This window comes from Natronorubrum marinum (assembly GCF_052040125.1).
Classification (GTDB): domain Archaea; phylum Halobacteriota; class Halobacteria; order Halobacteriales; family Natrialbaceae; genus Natronorubrum.
In genome coordinates this window covers 103,910-120,595 of the sequence record NZ_JBPPFV010000002.1, presented here as the reverse complement: position 1 = coordinate 120,595, position 16,686 = coordinate 103,910, and the positions used below count along the sequence as shown (strand labels likewise).

19 protein-coding genes are annotated in these 16,686 nt (G+C 65.0%); 2 read left to right on the top strand and 17 right to left on the bottom strand.

Annotation, left to right across the window (positions count from 1 at the left end):
* Window positions 1–54: 54 nt before the first annotated feature.
* The 7 genes from ACSFC5_RS10240 to ACSFC5_RS10210 all read right to left on the bottom strand — a co-directional run bounded on the left by ACSFC5_RS10240 (window position 55) and on the right by ACSFC5_RS10210 (window position 7,412).
* On the bottom strand, window positions 55–1,638 hold the full coding sequence (locus ACSFC5_RS10240) for a class I adenylate-forming enzyme family protein (RefSeq protein WP_440766298.1): 1,584 nt from the start codon (window positions 1,636–1,638) through the stop codon (window positions 55–57).
* Window positions 1,638–2,732, bottom strand: coding sequence for a mandelate racemase/muconate lactonizing enzyme family protein (locus ACSFC5_RS10235; RefSeq protein WP_440765151.1), 1,095 nt, complete (start codon window positions 2,730–2,732; stop codon window positions 1,638–1,640). Before ACSFC5_RS10235 ends, ACSFC5_RS10240 begins: the two co-directional genes overlap by 1 nt.
* Window positions 2,729–3,670: a 1,4-dihydroxy-2-naphthoate polyprenyltransferase gene (locus ACSFC5_RS10230; RefSeq protein WP_440765150.1), complete on the bottom strand. Its 942-nt coding sequence runs from the start codon at window positions 3,668–3,670 to the stop codon at window positions 2,729–2,731. Before ACSFC5_RS10230 ends, ACSFC5_RS10235 begins: the two co-directional genes overlap by 4 nt.
* Before the next feature lie 131 nt (window positions 3,671–3,801).
* Window positions 3,802–4,491 (bottom strand): cohesin domain-containing protein, encoded by a 690-nt coding sequence (locus tag ACSFC5_RS10225; RefSeq protein ID WP_440765149.1) that lies wholly within the window; start codon window positions 4,489–4,491, stop codon window positions 3,802–3,804.
* Window positions 4,488–4,712 (bottom strand): hypothetical protein, encoded by a 225-nt coding sequence (locus ACSFC5_RS10220; RefSeq protein ID WP_440765148.1) that lies wholly within the window; start codon window positions 4,710–4,712, stop codon window positions 4,488–4,490. Before ACSFC5_RS10220 ends, ACSFC5_RS10225 begins: the two co-directional genes overlap by 4 nt.
* Window positions 4,713–4,747: 35 nt before the next feature.
* Window positions 4,748–6,010 (bottom strand): DUF7405 family protein, encoded by a 1,263-nt coding sequence (locus ACSFC5_RS10215; RefSeq protein ID WP_440765147.1) that lies wholly within the window; start codon window positions 6,008–6,010, stop codon window positions 4,748–4,750.
* A gap of 508 nt (window positions 6,011–6,518) precedes the next feature.
* Window positions 6,519–7,412 carry a 1,4-dihydroxy-2-naphthoyl-CoA synthase gene (locus tag ACSFC5_RS10210; RefSeq protein WP_440765146.1) on the bottom strand — a complete coding sequence of 298 codons (894 nt, stop codon included), beginning with the start codon at window positions 7,410–7,412 and terminating at the stop codon, window positions 6,519–6,521.
* A gap of 157 nt (window positions 7,413–7,569) precedes the next feature.
* Here ACSFC5_RS10210 and ACSFC5_RS10205 point away from each other — a divergent pair, with 157 nt between their 5' ends.
* Entirely contained in the window at window positions 7,570–7,863 is a 294-nt protein-coding gene (locus tag ACSFC5_RS10205; protein ID WP_440765145.1) for an amphi-Trp domain-containing protein, read from the top strand.
* A 190-nt stretch (window positions 7,864–8,053) separates the two neighbouring features.
* Complete coding sequence (gene dpsA / locus ACSFC5_RS10200) at window positions 8,054–8,599, top strand: DNA starvation/stationary phase protection protein DpsA (RefSeq protein WP_440765144.1); 546 nt, start codon at window positions 8,054–8,056, stop codon at window positions 8,597–8,599.
* Window positions 8,600–8,961: 362 nt separating this feature from the next.
* On the opposite strand, the gene ACSFC5_RS10195 is transcribed toward dpsA, so the two are convergent.
* Genes ACSFC5_RS10195 through ACSFC5_RS10150 form a run of 10 tightly spaced genes read right to left on the bottom strand, consistent with a single transcriptional unit; the run spans window position 8,962 to window position 16,685 of the window.
* Window positions 8,962–9,375 carry a metal-dependent transcriptional regulator gene (locus ACSFC5_RS10195; RefSeq protein WP_440765143.1) on the bottom strand — a complete coding sequence of 138 codons (414 nt, stop codon included), beginning with the start codon at window positions 9,373–9,375 and terminating at the stop codon, window positions 8,962–8,964.
* A 3-nt stretch (window positions 9,376–9,378) separates the two neighbouring features.
* The gene (locus tag ACSFC5_RS10190; protein WP_440765142.1) at window positions 9,379–9,531 is read right to left on the bottom strand and encodes a hypothetical protein; all 153 of its coding nucleotides are present in this window, start codon (window positions 9,529–9,531) and stop codon (window positions 9,379–9,381) included.
* Window positions 9,524–10,450 (bottom strand): FAD-dependent oxidoreductase, encoded by a 927-nt coding sequence (locus tag ACSFC5_RS10185; protein WP_440765141.1) that lies wholly within the window; start codon window positions 10,448–10,450, stop codon window positions 9,524–9,526. The genes ACSFC5_RS10190 and ACSFC5_RS10185 overlap by 8 nt, the downstream gene beginning before the upstream one ends.
* The gene (locus ACSFC5_RS10180; protein WP_440765140.1) at window positions 10,447–11,586 is read right to left on the bottom strand and encodes an ABC transporter substrate-binding protein; all 1,140 of its coding nucleotides are present in this window, start codon (window positions 11,584–11,586) and stop codon (window positions 10,447–10,449) included. The genes ACSFC5_RS10185 and ACSFC5_RS10180 overlap by 4 nt, the downstream gene beginning before the upstream one ends.
* Window positions 11,583–11,762, bottom strand: a complete 180-nt coding sequence (locus ACSFC5_RS10175) for a hypothetical protein (protein WP_440765139.1) — start codon at window positions 11,760–11,762, stop codon at window positions 11,583–11,585. The genes ACSFC5_RS10180 and ACSFC5_RS10175 overlap by 4 nt, the downstream gene beginning before the upstream one ends.
* A gap of 9 nt (window positions 11,763–11,771) precedes the next feature.
* The gene (locus ACSFC5_RS10170; protein WP_440765138.1) at window positions 11,772–11,945 is read right to left on the bottom strand and encodes a hypothetical protein; all 174 of its coding nucleotides are present in this window, start codon (window positions 11,943–11,945) and stop codon (window positions 11,772–11,774) included.
* Window positions 11,946–13,148, bottom strand: coding sequence for an ABC transporter substrate-binding protein (locus ACSFC5_RS10165; RefSeq protein WP_440765137.1), 1,203 nt, complete (start codon window positions 13,146–13,148; stop codon window positions 11,946–11,948).
* Window positions 13,149–14,333 carry an ABC transporter substrate-binding protein gene (locus tag ACSFC5_RS10160; RefSeq protein ID WP_440765136.1) on the bottom strand — a complete coding sequence of 395 codons (1,185 nt, stop codon included), beginning with the start codon at window positions 14,331–14,333 and terminating at the stop codon, window positions 13,149–13,151.
* Complete coding sequence (locus ACSFC5_RS10155; protein ID WP_440765135.1) at window positions 14,330–15,517, bottom strand: ABC transporter substrate-binding protein; 1,188 nt, start codon at window positions 15,515–15,517, stop codon at window positions 14,330–14,332. The genes ACSFC5_RS10160 and ACSFC5_RS10155 overlap by 4 nt, the downstream gene beginning before the upstream one ends.
* The gene (locus ACSFC5_RS10150; protein ID WP_440765134.1) at window positions 15,510–16,685 is read right to left on the bottom strand and encodes an ABC transporter substrate-binding protein; all 1,176 of its coding nucleotides are present in this window, start codon (window positions 16,683–16,685) and stop codon (window positions 15,510–15,512) included. Before ACSFC5_RS10150 ends, ACSFC5_RS10155 begins: the two co-directional genes overlap by 8 nt.
* Window position 16,686: the final 1 nt, after the last annotated feature.

Sequence of the window (16,686 nt, the reverse complement as noted above, 5' to 3'; positions counted from 1 at the left end):
CAACGCAGTCCTGCGATCAGGTGTGCATTGACTTTCAGTGGCTACCATAGCCGATCAGGACAGCTTCGAGACGTCGGTTCCCGACTCGAGCAACCGCACTCGAACCGCCTCCCGATCGACCGTCCCCGACGCCGTCCGCGGGAGCGCGTCGGTGACGGCGATCGTCTTGGGCCGTTTGAACCCGGCGAGGCGTTCGGTACAGTGCTCGAGCAGCGACTCGAGGTCGACCGTCCTCGGCTCCGTCGACCCGCTACCGCCGTCGGCGAGCACGACGAGCGCAGCCACCCGTTCGCCCCACTCGGGGTCCTCGAGGCCGACGACCGCGGCGTCCTCGACCCGCGAAGACGAGCGCAACGCCTCGATCACCGCGCCGGGATCGACGTTCTCGCCGCCGGTGACGATCCGGTCGCTGCGACGGTTGAGCACCCACAGTCGGCCGTTCGCGTCCCGATAGCCGATGTCGCCGGTGTGTAACCCGTACTCGCCGAACGCCGCTTCCGTCTGCGCCTCGGTGAGATAACCCGGCGTCACCGTCGGCCCGGAGACGACCAGTTCGCCGGCCTCGCCGGCCGGAACCCGCTCGCCGGCGTCGTCGACGACCGTCACGTCGGTGCAGACGAGGGGTTGTCCGACTGTCCCCTCGTGAGTGCTCGTCTCCGCGGGCGTCGCCGTCGCGATCTGGGAGGCCGTCTCGGTCATCCCGTAGGTCGGGTAGACCGGCACGTCAGCGGCTCGACAGCGCTCGAGGAGGTCGCTCGAGGCCGGCGCGCCGCCGAGCAGAACGAATCGCAACGAGTCGGGCGGATTCCAGCCGGCGTCGAGCAGCCGTTTGCACATCGTGGGAACGAGCGAGACGCCGGAAATATCGTACTCTTCGATCACGCCGGCAGTCGCCGCGGGATCGAACTCCCGCTGGATCACGACGGGCGTGCCGTAGAGGACCGAGCGGACGACCGGAGCCAGCCCGCCCATGTGGTACATTGGCAGACAGCACAGCCACCGGTCGTCGGGCGTGACGCCGAGGCGGAACGCCGACGCGGCCGCGCTCGCGACGAGGTTACCGACCGTCAGCCGAACCCCCTTCGGGGTGCCCGCAGTCCCCGACGTGAACATGAGCAGGTGGGTTCGGTCGCGCTCGAGCGGAGTCGGAGCGAGACTCGTCTCCGCGCCACCTCTCGAGCGGGACGAAAACAGCGAGGTGACGCCGTCACGTTCGGGGTCGTCGACGGAGGCGATCGGACGGTCCGTAACCTCGAGCGCGAGGTCCTCAGTCTCGGATTCGCAGACGATCGCGTCGAGATCGGTTCGACGAGCTTTCGACTCGAGTTCGACGGCCGTCTCGCGGACGTTCAGCGGCACGACCGCGACCCCGCGACGTATCGCAGCAAGATAGACCTCGGCAAACGCGACTCGCGTCTCCATCAGGACGCCGAGTCGTCTCTCGGCATCGGCTGCAGCACTCTCGGGACCGGAGAGAACCGTCTCGAGCCGGTTCGCGACGACATCGACCCGACGGTCGAACTCGCCGAACGTCCACGATTCGCCCTCGTCGGCGTCGATCACGGCCGTCGCGTCCGGCGTCGTCGAGGCGCGGTGGGACAGCAGGTCCCGGGTGGGCCACTCGTCCGGCGCGCCCATCACTCCTGCCACACCCCCTCGACGCCGAGCCCTTTCGCCTGCGGAACGACGGCCGACCCCTTCTCGAGGAGGACGGGATCCCGGCCCAGATCCTCGGCCAGCAACTCCGCCGTGGCCACCCCGCAGGCCGGCACGTCCGGAATCGACGCCGCGAGGTGAACCGCGCCGGTCCTCGCGACGACCGCGTCGATCGTCGTCGTTACGACGGGCGTGACCTCGAGCATTCCGACCCAGGCTGCGACCTTCCGGGCGACGTCGAGCCCGCCGAGCGCCATCGGTTTGAGGACGAGCACGTCGGCCGCCGCCGCGTCGCAGATCGCATCGACGCCGTGCTCGAGCAGCCCTTCGTCCAGCGCGATCGCGACGCCGTCGTCGCCCGCCTGCCTCCGAAGATCGGCGTGGCCCTCGAGCGCCCCCGCGGGCAGCGGTTGCTCGAGAATTGCGACGTCGAGATCAGCCAACGCCTCGAGCGCGGTCGTCGCCTCCTCGTAGGTCCAGGCCTCGTTCGCGTCGACCCGCAGTTCGACGTCCGGACCGACCGCCTCGCGGGTGCGTCGCACGCGTTCGATATCCGTCTCGAGGTCCCTGCGGCCGACCTTCAGCTTACAGCAGTCGAACCCGCGCCCGACGGCGGCGGCCGCCTCGCTCGCGGTTTCGGTGGGCGAGCCGTCGCCGACGGTCGCGTTCACCGGCACCCGGCCGACCATCGGTCCCTTGCCGATGTACCGGTACAGCGGCGTCGACTCGCGGGTCGCCTGCAGGTCCGCGAGAGCGAGCGTGATCGCGTGTCTGGCGGCGACCTGTCCTTCGACCGCCTCGAGCGCGGCGTCGGGATCGGTCTCGATCGCGGTGCTTGCGCGCTCGAGGGCGGCCTCGCAGTCCGCCCGGGACTCCGTCCAGCCGGGAAGCGGCGTCGCCTCGCCGTAGCCGACCACCGGGTCGCCGTCGTGGAGCGTCACGTCCACGATTCGGACGAGAAACCCGTCTCGAGACTCGATCGTCCCGTCGGCCGTCTCGAGCGGACTGGAGAGCGACAGCGAGAACGGCCGATACTCGAGTTCGAGGTCTCGAGCGTAGTCGCAGTCGTTGGTCACAGTACCACCCCCGCGGCGAACAGGGCCGCGTAGATCGCCAGCAGTTTCCCGGTCCCCTCGAGCGCCGGGTTGAGCGCCTCGCCGTCGGTTCGGGTACAGACGGTTCGGGCGATCACGGCCGCGTAGGGAAGCGTGACCAGCGGGAGCAACGCGCCGGGGCCGAACCCCTCGTCGACCCAGAGCCAGACGGGAATAACGTAGGCGAGTCCGAGCAGCGCCACGTACTCGGCGCGACTCCACCGGTAGCCGAGTCGAACCGCAAGCGTGCGCTTGCCCGTCTCGGCGTCGGTCTCGAGGTCGCGAACGTTGTTCACGACCAGAATCGCCGTCGAAATCCCGGCGACCGGCAGGCTCGCGAGGAACGCCTCGCGCGTCACCGTCCTCTCGGGAATCCCCGTCGCAAGCGGCTCGGCGACCGTCGCCGCGGCCTGCACGTAGAACGTGCCCATCACGGCGACGATACCGAAGAAGACGAAGACGAACAGATCCCCGAGACCGTGGTAGCCGAGCGGGTAGGGGCCGCCGGTGTACGCCCAGCCGCAGAGGACGCTCACCAGTCCGACGACGAGAATCGGGACGCCGCCGATATAGACGAGATACGTTCCGGTGGCGATCGCCAGCGCGAACGTGACGATCGTCGCCAGTTTCACCCGTTCGGGTTCGATGATCCCGGCCTGCGTGACCCGCGTAAAGCCCTCCCGGTCGTCCGTGTCGGCGCCCTTGATCGCGTCGTAGTAATCGTTCGCGAAGTTGGTACCGATCTGGATCAGCGCCGCCCCGACGAACGCCATCACCGCCGGCAACAGGGCGAACACGCCCTCGTGGACCGCGAGTCCCGTGGCGACGATTATCGGCGCCGCCGCCGCGGGCAAGGTCTGGGGGCGTGCAGCCATCAACCACGCCTTCGTCCGTGAAATGTCGACCTCCGCCGTACTCATTGCTCGAGAGTCCGACTCGCGGGAGTGTCAACGTTGGCATTGCAGCCGATCGGAAAGCCTCGGTGGCAGTTCCGGTAGTCGACCAGACGGTCGTTTGCAGCGGTATTCACTCCTCTCGAGGCCAATGCGGGCTACTGCCTGCTGTAGAATATGATCGCCGCGACGATCGCGGCGACCGCCAGCAACGCCGTAAACCCGGGGACGGTATCGTCCCCGTCGTCGACGGTGATGGTCGCGTCTCGCTCGAGCGACGCCTGCGGGTAGCCGGTCACGAGGATCGCCTCGCCCTCGTCGATCTCAAGGGTCGTCGTCGACGGCGCGTCCTCGGCGACCTCGAGCGTGATGGTCGCCGCCGTATCCGTCCCGACGGCACCGTCACCCGAGGGCTCGCGCTGCTGTTCGATCCGCACCGTCCCGCGTTCGTTGTCGATGTCGGCCGAGCCGTCGACGGTGGCCGAACCCTCGTCGTCAGTCGCGTCGTCGCCGTCGGCTGAGCCGTTCGCGTCAGCGCCGTCGTTGCCCGCCGTCAGCATCGGGCCGTGCTCGACGTCCGTGACGCTCAGCGCATCCGGATCGTACTCGAGGTCGATCGAGAGTTCGTCGATCCCTTCGCCGCCGTACCCGCCGTGCGTGCTCACCACGAGGTCGAGCGTCACGGTTTCACCCGGCTCCGCCTCGATCTCGTGCGGATCGAACTGGAACGTCGTCGCGTTGTCGCCGGCGGTGACCGCCGCCGCCGGAGCGAGCAGCGCACCGACGAGCGCACACGCGACGACCAGCGCGATGGCACCAGACCGGCGCGGCGACGTCGGTCCCGTCATCGGTCCTCCGGTCCCGTTAGTTCGATCGGCGCCCCCTCGAGAACGGCCGTCTCGTCTTCCTGCTGGCGAGGCACCCGTAGCGGCGAGTCGATCGTGACCGTGAGCGAATCGACTCGTCCACCGTCGTCGGCACGTCCCAAACGGCCCGCAGGAGCGAGCGTTTCGGTCGTCGCTCCCGCCAATCGGACGACCGCCCGTCGATCGATATCGCGTCGTTGCATCTGTGTACTCGTGTCCCGTGGACCGTCGTCGATCGTTACGCCCGCTCCGGATCCGCCGCCGGCAGCGCCCGCAGCGACCGGGGCGGGAGCAGGTAGTTGCCCCGCCGATTCGGAAAGACGTAGCTCCGAATGCCGTTGTTCGCGTTCGGCGCGCCGAGGTCGTCGCCCTCCATCGCCTCGCGAACGCGGACGAACTCGTCGATGCCGGCCTGCAGCGAGAGGAAGTGAAGCCCCGGCGTATCGCCGTCGACGGTGTTGAAATCGCGCCGGAGCAACAGCGGATTGCCGTCCTCTCTCGCTCGAGCGGCCTTCTGGGCGTGGCCGACGACGCCGCCGCGAGCGTCGGACTCGGTCGCCTCGATCCGCTCGTCGGTCAGCCCGCTCGAGGCCCCCAGCGCCTCGCCGATGTCGCCGGTCAGGTTCTCGTCTGCGTGCTCCGGACTGAACATCTTCGCGACCCGCTGATAGTGGCTGTCCTGCTCGAGCCAGGTTCGGAGCTGGATGGTCATCGACTCGACGTGTTGGGTCGTCGCACCCGCGAACGGCCCCGCTTCGATCGTCACTCGGTTTTCGGTGGCCTGATTCTCCGCGAAGCCGGACCGAAAGCCCATGAAGAACGGGGCCTCCGCCGGCACGGAGTCGGGAACCCCCGAGACGTCGGTGTGTTCCGCGGGGAGTCCCGCACCGACGAAGCCGGTTCGGCGGTGCTCGTCGACGCGCTCGAAGACGCCCGTCAGATCCGTCTCGATCTCGCGCCCGTTGAGTTCGTCTCCCTCGCCGAACAGTCCCTCCTCGGCCTCGAGGACGACCTGTGAGTGATCGCTCGCGAGGTGGAAGATGGCGTCAAACTCGTCGAATTCGTCGGCCTGTCCCACGATCGCTTCCGGCTCCGGGAGATCGATCTCGTCGGGTAGTGAGCCGTCGAACCGGTCGAAGTACGCCGGCGTGTAGCCGAGCGTGAAGAGCAGCCCCTCGTTGCTCCACTCGTAGGCGCGCTCGAGGTCTTGCAGGGCGGCCTCGACCTGTGCTCGAGCCTCGTCGGTCGGCTCGTCGACGAGCGAGAGCGCAACGAGGACGTGGTGTTCCGGCGGCCGCACGTTGCCGTCGTCGTCCCGCGTGAGGGCGTCGTTCCAGGCGTGCTGTCGCTCGGGGAGCGACGACGGGTCGTCCGTGCCCGATGGCACGTCGATGTCGTCGCCCTCGGAGGTACAGGCGGCGAGCGCGCTCGCGCCGCCGACGGCGACCAGCGCCCGGAGGTAGTCCCGCCGGGACAGCGCGGACCGTTCGGGGAGTGTCACTGGCTGGGTTTCGGTGCTGGAAGACCCAAAGCGTTACTCTTCCTGACGATGCTACCGCGACCGGGTCGGAGGTATGGAGCGGGCGTGCTCGAGTGCGACGGCGGGCAGTACTGGGCAAGGAAGTTGCCTGGATCGGTCAAACACTCTGCGGTGGCGCGCGCTGACGACGCACCCGAGCACGACGAGGGTGCGTCGACGAAGGTGCGCGAGGTCGTCGCGAGTAGCGAGGGACCGAAGGTCCCGCGGACCGTGCGAACGGGCGCATAGCGCCCGTAAGCAGATGAAACGAGCGACTGCGTGGAAGACGCGAAGCGTCTCCCTGTGGATAAGCGAACGACCGTAGGGAGTGAGTGAATCGGTTGGGGAGGGCGTGAAAATCCCCGCCGCCAGCATGAGCAGTACGCTCAAGGAGACAGCACGTGTCTCAAGCGGAGACGGACATTCGATACAAGAATAGACCCAAAACGTTCACAGCCGCACGCGACGGTGACGGATCAAATCGCTACGTTCAGTAGTGCCACGGGTAGTCGTCGAACTCGGGGTCGCGACCCTCGACGAACGCGTCCCGTCCCTCCTTCGCCTCGTCGGTCATGTAGCCCAGTCGCGTCGCCTCGCCGGCGAACACCTGCTGGCCCACCATGCCGTCGTCGGTCATGTTGAACGCGTACTTGAGCATCCGCATCGCCGTCGGACTCTTGGCGTTGATGCGCTCGCCCCACTCGAGAGCCGTCTCCTCGAGTTCCTCGTGCGGAACCGCCTCGTTGACCATCCCCATCTCTGCGGCCTCCTCGGCGCTGTAGGTCTTTCCAAGGAAGAACACCTCTCGAGCCTTCTTTTGCCCGATCTGTTTGGCGAGATAGGCCGAGCCGAAGCCGGCGTCGTAGCTGGCCACGTCGGGATCGGTCTGGAGGAACTTCGCGTGTTCCGCGCTCGCGAGCGTGAGGTCACAGACGACGTGCAGCGAGTGGCCGCCGCCGACGGCCCAGCCCGGCACCACGGCGACGACGACCTTCGGGATGTGTCGAATCAGGCGCTGGACCTCGAGAATGTGCAGGCGCCCCTGTTCCGACGCCCGCTCCTCGTCGCCCTCGTACTGATATCCGTCCTCGCCGCGGATCGTCTGATCTCCGCCGGAACAGAACGCCCAGCCGTCGTCTTTCGGCGACGGGCCGTTCCCCGTCAGCAGGATACAGCCCACGTCGGTCTGGCGTTTGGCGTGGTCGAGCGCGTCGTACAGTTCGTCGACCGTTCCCGGTCGGAACGCGTTGCGGACCGCGGGCCGATCGAAGGCGATCCGGACCGTGCCGGAGTCGACCGCTCGATGATAGGTGATGTCCTCGAACTCGTCGTTCAGGTCCGCGACCGGCTCCCACTGTTCCGCGTCGAAGCGTTCTGAAACCATTGGCTCGTGTTTGGTGGGCAGCGCGTGAAATAGGTTCGCGTCGTGCCTCGAGGCCGGTCGAGAGCATCGGCGGGTGAACGATCCGGGTATCGAGACGCTGCGATTCGAACGGACCGACCGTGAACGACATATCCGTCGGTGCCCTGTACCACGGACGATGACAGCCGACCAACCCGACACCGACGAGCGAACGACGATCCGCGCCGGGCGCAACTTCGAACGGGAGTACCGTCTCGACGCGAGCGACGCCGGCGAGTTCCTCATCGCGCTCGGCGAACAGCTTCGCGACGGGGAGGAACTCACGATCGGCGACGACGAGTGGGTCCTCCCGTTCGCGTTCGGCGACCCGGTCTCCCTCGAGATCGACTTCGACGGGATGGACGAGCCGGAACTCGAGATCGAACTCGAGCTTCCCGGCCGGACCGACGAGACGGGGCCGCGAATCGAGTAGGCGAGACCGGACTCGCGCCGTAGCGCGGCCGGTCCGTCGTGCGTCGGTAGCCGTCTCGCTTCGAGAGCGACGACAGTCTCTCCCTCGCCGATCACCGTTCCACTTCGCGTGAGAGACGGTTTAGGCAGTACGAAAAATTGTTCGTAAATTGAGAAGTTATAAGAGGAGGGAGAACCAACTACGAACTGTGATGAACACGCAAAAGACCACTCGACAGCCTGCGGACACCGTCGAAGAGAACGCCCTTCGACTCGACACGGAGAAGGCGGAACAGATCGTTGACGCGCTCAATACCGACCTCGCCGACGCGTACGTCCTCTACCACCAACTCCACAAACACCACTGGAACGTCGAAGGAGCGGAGTTCCTCGATATCCACGTCTTCCTCCAGGAGGTCTACGAGGACGTCGAAGACGCGGCCGACGAACTCGCCGAACGACTGCAAGCGCTCGGTGGCGTCCCACACGCCAGCATGACGACCCTCGCGGCCAACGCGACGGTCGAACCCGAAGACGAAGACGTCTACGACGTCCGGACCTCGCTCGCCAACGACCTCGAGATGATGGGCGACATCATCGAGAGCTACCGACAGCACATCGAACTCGCGGAGGGCCTCGGCGACTACGCGACGAGTCAGATGCTCCGTGAGCAACTCGAAACAGTCGAAGAACACACCCACCACATCGAACACTACCTCGAAGACGACACCCTCGTCCTCGAGTCCGCGACGAAGTAGCGCGGACCTCGGACGGAGTCGGGCCTCGAGTGGCGTCCCGTCGGTTCGCCTCGAGCGTTCCAGTGTAGCTATCGACTTTTTACCGTAGACGTTCTCTGTAGCCGGAACTCATCGAGTGACGTCCACGATACGGGTGCTCGAAATCCATCCCTCGGTGTTCCCGGATTCGATGAACACCAGCGTGTCGGGACCGCTTTCACAGACTGCGATCTCGGGTCCGTGGTTCGGAGCCGGTTCGGAGTCACGTTCGCCATCCGAGCGAGTACCGGTGGCCATTGGCGCTGTTTAGGCAGGCCTAAAACAAAAAGCGTACGGTTTGGTTCGGCCGGCGGTACCAGTTGGACCGGAGTACACGCAAGCCGTTATCGGGAGTCCGAGAGGGCGGATGGGAGCGACATCTGTGTCTCTTCGGATGACTCGCTGTCGGCGAGAAGGGTCGATCCGAGTCGGTCGACGACTGTCGGACTGACCGCTCCCGCGAGTTCCATCGCCTCGCGCTCGTACTCGTCGAGTTCGAGTACGTCGCGAAAGAATCGCGAGAGGATATCGTAGGCCTCGTACAGCTCTTCGGCGGCGTCTCGTCCCTCCTCGGTGAGCGTCGCTCCGTCGTACGGCTCGTAGGTCACGAGCCCCCTCGCTTCTAGTCGTTGGAGCATCTCCGTCGTCGCTGCGGGCGACCGACCGACCGCATCCGCGACGGCCCCGGACGAAACCGGTGGGCCGTCCTGTCGTTCGGCGAGGAAGACCACGAGGAGGTACTGGGGACCACCGGTCATCTGTCACTGGATCGGCCCCGGATGGTCCCCCGCCCGTCCGACACCCGACGTGTAGACCCGACCGTTCCTCACGGCCGAGAGCGGGTAGACGACAAGATCGAGGGCGACCGGCGTTTCGAGAACCGTCGGTTCGCTGATGGGAGCGATGCTACTCACCCCCCACCTCGCGTTCGGCCTCGATTTCGCGCGCCGCCTCGAGGATTAACTCGTCGTCGACGTGTTCGAGCAGCCGCCTGTGACCGCGCTCGACCCGCCGTTCGATCTCGTCGTCGGAGAGGTACGTCGCGAGCCTGCGGTCGATCTCTCGCTCGCGGATCTCGGCGAGTCGCGCCTCCTCGAAGTCGTGATCGTCGGGGAGTTGATTGTCGAAATACTCCCGCCACCGACTTCGCTCGCTCCACTCGTCGTCGAGTTCCGTCTCTCGGCGCCTCCAGTCGTAGTGATTCGCCAGACGTTCGGGATAGTCCTGCGCTCGTCGAATGTCTTCGACGACGGTTATCCCGACCCGCGCGCCGTGTCCGGCGGCCATGCTCGCCTGATAGCCAGTGTCGCCGTACGGCGACGCGATGAACAGGTCCTCGACCGGCGTCGTCCCGTCGCTTTCGGCGTAGCTCTTATCGAAGTCCTCGTGTTCCTCGCCGTCGTGGTCGTGCGTCTCGAACATCGCCGCCTCGTCGTCGAGACCGCGCATGTACTCGCCGTCGTAGCGCGTGGCCGCGATCACTCGGCGAGCGGTGACCGGGTCCCCTTCCTGCGGGCTGACGACGAACCCTTCGCCGGTCTCGAGGGGCTCGAGCGATTCGACGAGGTCGGAAACGATCTCACAGCCCGCCGTCTCGGCGTGATCGTGCATCAGTCCGTACAGCGTCTCGATGTCGATCCCCGCGGGGAAGCCGAGGTAGTTCTCGAGGTAGGCACAGCGCTGAATCGAGGAGCGTCCGCGGTCGAAGATCACCGTATCCAAGCCGTTCCGGGCGGTAAAGACGCCCGCCGAGCAGCCGGCGGGACCCCCGCCGACTACAACGACGTCGTGATCGAACGCTGCTTCAGTTTGGGTCGTGTCGCTAGTACTCATTGTTGAAACGCTCCGTTGACGATGTCCGCAACCCGCTGGCGGTCGAATAGCTGTTCGTCGCCGAACGCGTCGGGATACAGTTCCTGTGCCGCGCGCTCGAGCTGGAAGAGATGGATGATCGGCCCCTGGTAGGTCACCCCGCCGTAGATCACCCGGTCGTTCTGTACGGCCTGGAGCTCACTCGCGACGTCGTGATGCTGGAGGTGTGAGACGATCTCGTCGTCGAAGTACGCCGGTGTGATCTCGCCTTGCAACCTGATCGCGAGCGCATCCGGGTCGATCTCCAACAGGGTCTCGTAGTCGATGGTACCGCCACCGGCCTGTGTGTCCGTGATGCCGTGCGGTGCGAGGGCGTCCTCGACGTGCAGGTCGTTCCAGTGTTTGGACTGCGTCCCGGAGTCGATCAGATACGGGTAGAACGATTCCGGCGGAACGTCCGCCGGGTAGAGCACGGCGACAGTCGGTGTCTCTTCGGGGAGCCGTTCGTGAACGTCCGCGAGCACCTCGTCGTGATACTGTGCGAACGCCTCGTAACGAGCCTCCGCCTGAAACAGCTGTGCGATCTTCTCGAACGCCTCGTACAGCGTGTAGTCGGCGTAGTCGTGCCAGTCGTAGACGCGCGAGAAGATCGTATTCCCCACGAACGGAGCGACGCTGTCTCGAATCTCGTCGACGTCGGACTGATTCCACTGGAGGCGGTTCACCATGAAGTTCGGATCGATGAGATGGACGTCGGCCTCGAGTTCGTAGAAGATTTCCTTGCCGGTGCCGTTCTGATAGAGTTCGGTGAGCTCGTTTTCGTCGACGGAGACGCCGGGGAGTTCGTCGTACAGGTGGGAGGCGAATCGGGCGCGGAGGCCGATGGCCGAGAGGCCGTCGCTCCGCCCGAGTGCGACGCCCATGTCCGCGTAATCCCCGGTGTACGGGAACCACGTTTCGGGAACCGACTCGAACTCGACGGTGCCGACGGGCTCCATCGTCACCGAGTACGACTCGTCCGTTTCGGTCGGCCCCGTCTCGTCTTCCGTTCCGCTCGTACAGCCGGCGAGCAGCCCGCCGCCGATCACGGCGCCGCCGTACTTCAGCGTCTCTCTGCGTGTCGGTGCCCCTGTCGTGTTTTCAGTACCGTCTTTCATGGATCGTTCTCTCCGTTGTCGCTGTCTACAGCCTGCTGGCGGTCGACTAGCTGTTCGTTCTCGAGGAAGCCCTCGCCTCCTTTGCACTCGCTGTGAGGCCTCGAATCGCGCGCGAACGGACTCGAGACGGGGTCTCCACGTCTCCCGCGTGCGATACCGGTGGTGGCGTCGATCATGGATCGTCGTTAGCGTCTCACCGTCACCGGATGATCGGCGGCGATGAACGGCTCTCCGTCCCCGTCGGCGAACGCCAGCCCGCCACACTCGTTGCGACGGACTCGCCACGACGGCAGGTCGGGGATGCCGTACTCTTCGGGCTCGCGGAAGGATCCCGCAATCGCCCACTCTCGAGCGCGCATTCACCGATCACCCGCGATGATCTCCGCAACCTCTTGACGATCGAACAGCCGTTCGTCCGCGGGGATCTCGGGGTAGGGGCCGTCGGTGTACGTCGGCCACTCACCGAACGCGTCGGGGTAGAGCTGCTTTGCCGTCATCTCGAGTTGGAACAGGTTCAGAATCGGCCCCTGGTAGCGCGCCCCCTGCGCGTAGATCCGACCGTTTTCGACCGCGGAAATCCGCTGTCCGATGGAGTGATTCTGAAACGCGTCCCGTATCCCCGACATATCCGTTCCCGGGTGCATTCCGCCCGGGGCAAATATGACGTCGGGGTCGGCTTCGAGCAACCCTTCCATATCGATTGTATCGCCGGAAGAGACGTCGTCGCCCAGCGCACCGACCGGCTCGAGCGGGCGCACGTGCGCCGTCAGAAATCCGGGCGTATCCAGCGTGTAGACGTACATGCTCTCGATGTCGCTCATTCCCGCCATGACCGCGGTCGGGCGCTCCTGCTCCGGCGGCAGATCCGCCTCGAGCGTTTCTAACAGGTTCGCGTGTACCTTCGCAAGTGCTTCGTACCGCGCTTCCTCGCGGAACACCGCTGCGACCGTCTCGAACATCTCCCAGAGGGAGTAATACTCGTAGCGGTCGGCCCAATCGGCCGGCGGTTCGCCGTGTCTGTCACTGAATTGATTCCCGAACCACGGTGAGATGTTCTCTGTTACTTCCTCGATGTCGGCCATGCTCCAACTGTCGAGGGCGTTTACGCTCGCCGGATCGGCCAGGTGGACGTCGCTATCGAGGTCGTAGAGCATCTCCTTGTCCGGGTCCCAGGAGGAGTACAACCCCGACCAGTCCAGCGTGACGCCGGGTAGTCGTTCGGTGAACTGATTCCACAGTTGGTCGTAGTACTCCGGCGCGTGCATCGCGTTGACGTCGTTCCCCCGTCCGATGGCGAACGCCATCCCGGCGAGGTGAGTCAGCCGCGTAAACACGCTCTCCGGCGGTGAGTCGAACGCGACTTCGCCCATGGGGGCCATCGTGACCGAATAGGTGCCATCGCCGGACGAGGTACCATCGCCCGACTGTCCATCCGACTCACCGCTCCGTCCGACCAGTTCGGAACAGCCTGCGAAGGCGATACCGGTTGCGAGCGTCCCTCCGTACTTCAGCGCGTCTCTCCGTGTCGGTGTTTCGTTCTTGGTATCGGTAGTGTTACTCATTTATCTCTCTCCGTTGATGATGTCTGCAACCGCCTGCCGGTCGAACAGCTGTTCGTCCGCGGGAATTTCGGGGTACGGCCCCTCGGTGTACGTCGGCCACTCGCCGAAGATGTCGGGGTAGAGTTGCTTCGCCGTCATCTCGGTCTGGAAGAGGTTCATCAGCGGCCCCTGGTTGCGCCCGCCCTGGGTGTGGATGCGGTCGTTCTCGACCGCTGCAACCGATTCGGTTACCGGGCCGTCCTGGAACCGTTCTCGAGTCTTCGTCACGTGACGCGCCTCCGACAGTCCGGCGAGACAGAGGATCACGTCGGGATCGGCTTCGACGAGGGCCTCGTAGTCGACTGTCGATTCGGTCTGGACGTCCGCAAAAACGTCGTCTGCACCGAGCGGGCGAGTGTGGGCGGTTAGGAAGCCAGGGCCGTTCAATGCATACGTGTACATGCTGTCCTCACCCTGGATGAGGATGATCATCGCCACCGACGGCCGCTCGTCTTCCGGCGGCAAATTCTCCTCGATCGTCGCGACCATCTCGCTGTAGACGGCTTTGAGCGCCTCGTAGCGCTCCGTCGCCTGGAACACGGTTGCGACCTGCTCGAAGATTTCCCAGAGCGTGTAGTACTCGTAGTCGTCGGCCCACTCCGCGGCCGGTTCCTTGTTCGCGTTGCTGAGCGTGTTGCCGAACCACGGGGCAACGTTCTCCCCGATTTTCATGGTGTCCTCGCGCGTCCAACTCGGCATGTTCGTCATGTACGCAGGGTCCGCGAGGTGGAGGTCACTGTCGAGTTCGTAGAGGAACTCCTTGTCGGGGTCCCACGTTCCGGGGAGGTCCGCCCAGTCGGCGGAGACGCCCGGGAGCCGCTCGAGGCACGTATTCCAGATCGTGTCGTTGTACTCGGGATTGTACAGCATGGAGGAGACGGCCTCGCCGTGGCCGGCCGCGAGCGCCATGTCGGCGTGATGTGGAAGAACCGTAAGCACGCGTTCCGGTGGCTTCTCAAACTCCACGGTACCGGCCGGAGCCATCGTTACCGAGTACGAACCGTCATCCGTCTCCTCGGGTGACTCCGACTCGCTGTTACCGTCCAAACACCCCGCAAGGGCAGCGCCGGTTGCGAGCGCCCCGCTGTACTTCAGGGTGTCTCGCCGTGTCAGTAAATTGGACTGGATCACGGTATCGTCACTCATTGCTCGACCGCTCCGTTGATGATATCCGCAACCTCCTGTCGGTCGAATAATCGCTCATCCGCCGGGACGGATTGATCCGGGGCAGGCGGCTGGCCGAACAGGTCGGGATAGATCTGTTTCGCCGAGAGTTCGACCTGGAAGAGATTGAAAATCGGTCCCTGTAGGGCCGATCCACCGGCGTAGAGTCGGCCGTTCTGGACGGCCGTGATCTCCCCGCCAACGGGGTGGTCGCCGAGGTCGAAGAACGCCTCCGTCCGCTCCCGGACGTTGGTCCAGTCGAAATTGTGGATCATCACGTCCGGGTCGAACTCGAGCATCGCCTCCATCGAGTAGTTGTTCCCGTAGTCCGAAGCGTAGCTCTTCGTCCCCTCTGCCAGCGCGTCGTTCGCGCCGAGTGGGCGCGTGTGTGCCTTTCCGAATCCCGGGCCGTTCAGTCGGTACGGTCCGAACGTGTCCTCGTCGTGATTGTAGACGACGAGCGCGACCGACGGCCGCTCTTCCTGCGGTGGGAGGGCGTCTCGGATCGTCTCGAGCATCTCTGCTCGAACCCGAACTAGCGCCTGGCTTCGGCTCTGTACCTGATACACCTGTGCGTACTTGTCGAGGAGTTCCCAGAGCGTGTAGTACTCGTAGGACTGGTCGCCTTGGTAGCCGTGTGCCCGGCTGAACCGGTTGCAAAAGAACGGTGCGACGTTCTGTTCGAGTTCCTCGATGTCCGCGGCGTCGAAGGTCCCTTCCCATCGGAGCGGATCGAGATGGTGGATATCGGCGTCGAGTTCGTAGAGTATCTCCGTGTCGAGCGTCAGTTGATCGGTGTAGAACGCGGTGAGGTCGCTCGTGTCGAACTCGACGCCGGGAAGTTCGTCGTAGAATCCGGTGTAGTAGCGATCGGGAAAGCCCAGCGAAACGATCCGCTCCTGTTGGCCCAGCGCGACGAGGTGGTCGGCCACCTGCGGATCGTAGACGGCCGCCGCCTCGGGGACGCTATCGAACTCGACCGTTCCGACCGGTGATATCGTCACCGAGTACGTCCCAGTATCGGACGGTTCGGTCCCGTCGTCTCCGTCCTGCCCAACCAACTCCGAGCAGCCCGCGAGGGCAGTGCCAGCCGCGAGTGCACCGCCGTATTTTAGCGTCTCTCTGCGCGTCGGTTCTCCAGTCGTGCCGTCGATATCATCACTCATTTATCTCTCTTCCGTTGATGATGTCTGCAACCGCTTGACGGTCGAACAGCCGTTCGTCGCCGGTTACGTCGCCGAACTCGTCGGGAAACAGTTGCTTCGCCGCCCGCTCGGTCAGGAAGAAGTTGTGAATTGGTCCCTGATTGAGGTACCCACCGCGATACACCCGTCCGTTCTGGACGGCAGTGAGTTCGCTCCCGACGGGATGGCTCTGCATATACTCGAGAACGGTGTCGCGGAACTCCGTCGCGGACTTTCGCTCGTGGCCGCGGACGAGAATCACGTCGGGGTCGACCTCGAGTACGTTCTCGTAATCGAGTTTGCCGCGGTTCGTGGTACTGAGGTTGTCGACGTCCGTCCCCGCCAGCGCGTCGTGGACGCCGAGATCCCGCCACTGTTTTTTGCTCGTTCCCGCATCGGTGAGTCGGTACGGCGAGAACGCCTCCGGTTCGTCGGCCCCCTCGAACGTGAGGAAGACGTCCGGCCGGTCCGCAACCGGCGGAAGTCGTTCCCGTATCGCCGTCATAAACTCGGTGTGCAGTTCGCTGAACGCCTCGTAGCGTGCCTGCTGTTGGAACACCGCGGCCACTTTCTCGAAGGCTTCGTACAGCGTGTAGTAGCGGTAGTCGTGCCACTCGTCGGAGCGCCGGAAGATCAGATTGCCAACGAACGGTGCGACGTTCGACGCGATTTCCTCGACGTCGCCATCGTTCCAGTCGAACCAGTTGACGAGCATCTGGGGATCGTACAGGTGGACGTCGCTCTCGAGTTCGTAGAACTCCTCTTTGGTCCGAACCTCCGGATACTGCTCGAGGACGTCCCGGTCGACGGTCACCCCGGGCAGTTCGTCGTAGACGTACGTGTAGTAGCGGTCCGCACCACCGATGCCAGCTAATCCATCAGCCTGTCCCAGCGCGACGGCCATATCGGCGTAGCCGCCGTCGTAGGCGATCCACCGCTCGGGTACTTGGTCGAACGCGACGCTCCCCATCGGTTCCATCGACACCGAGTACGATTCCTTTTCGGTCGTCTCGGGCCCTACATCTTCCTCCTGTCCGACTAACTCAGAACAGCCCGCGAGGGCGGTCCCGGTCGCAAGCGCCGCGCCGTACTTGATCGTGTCTCTGCGTGTCGGTGCCTCGTGGGTTGCATCGGTGGTGTTGTCGCTCATG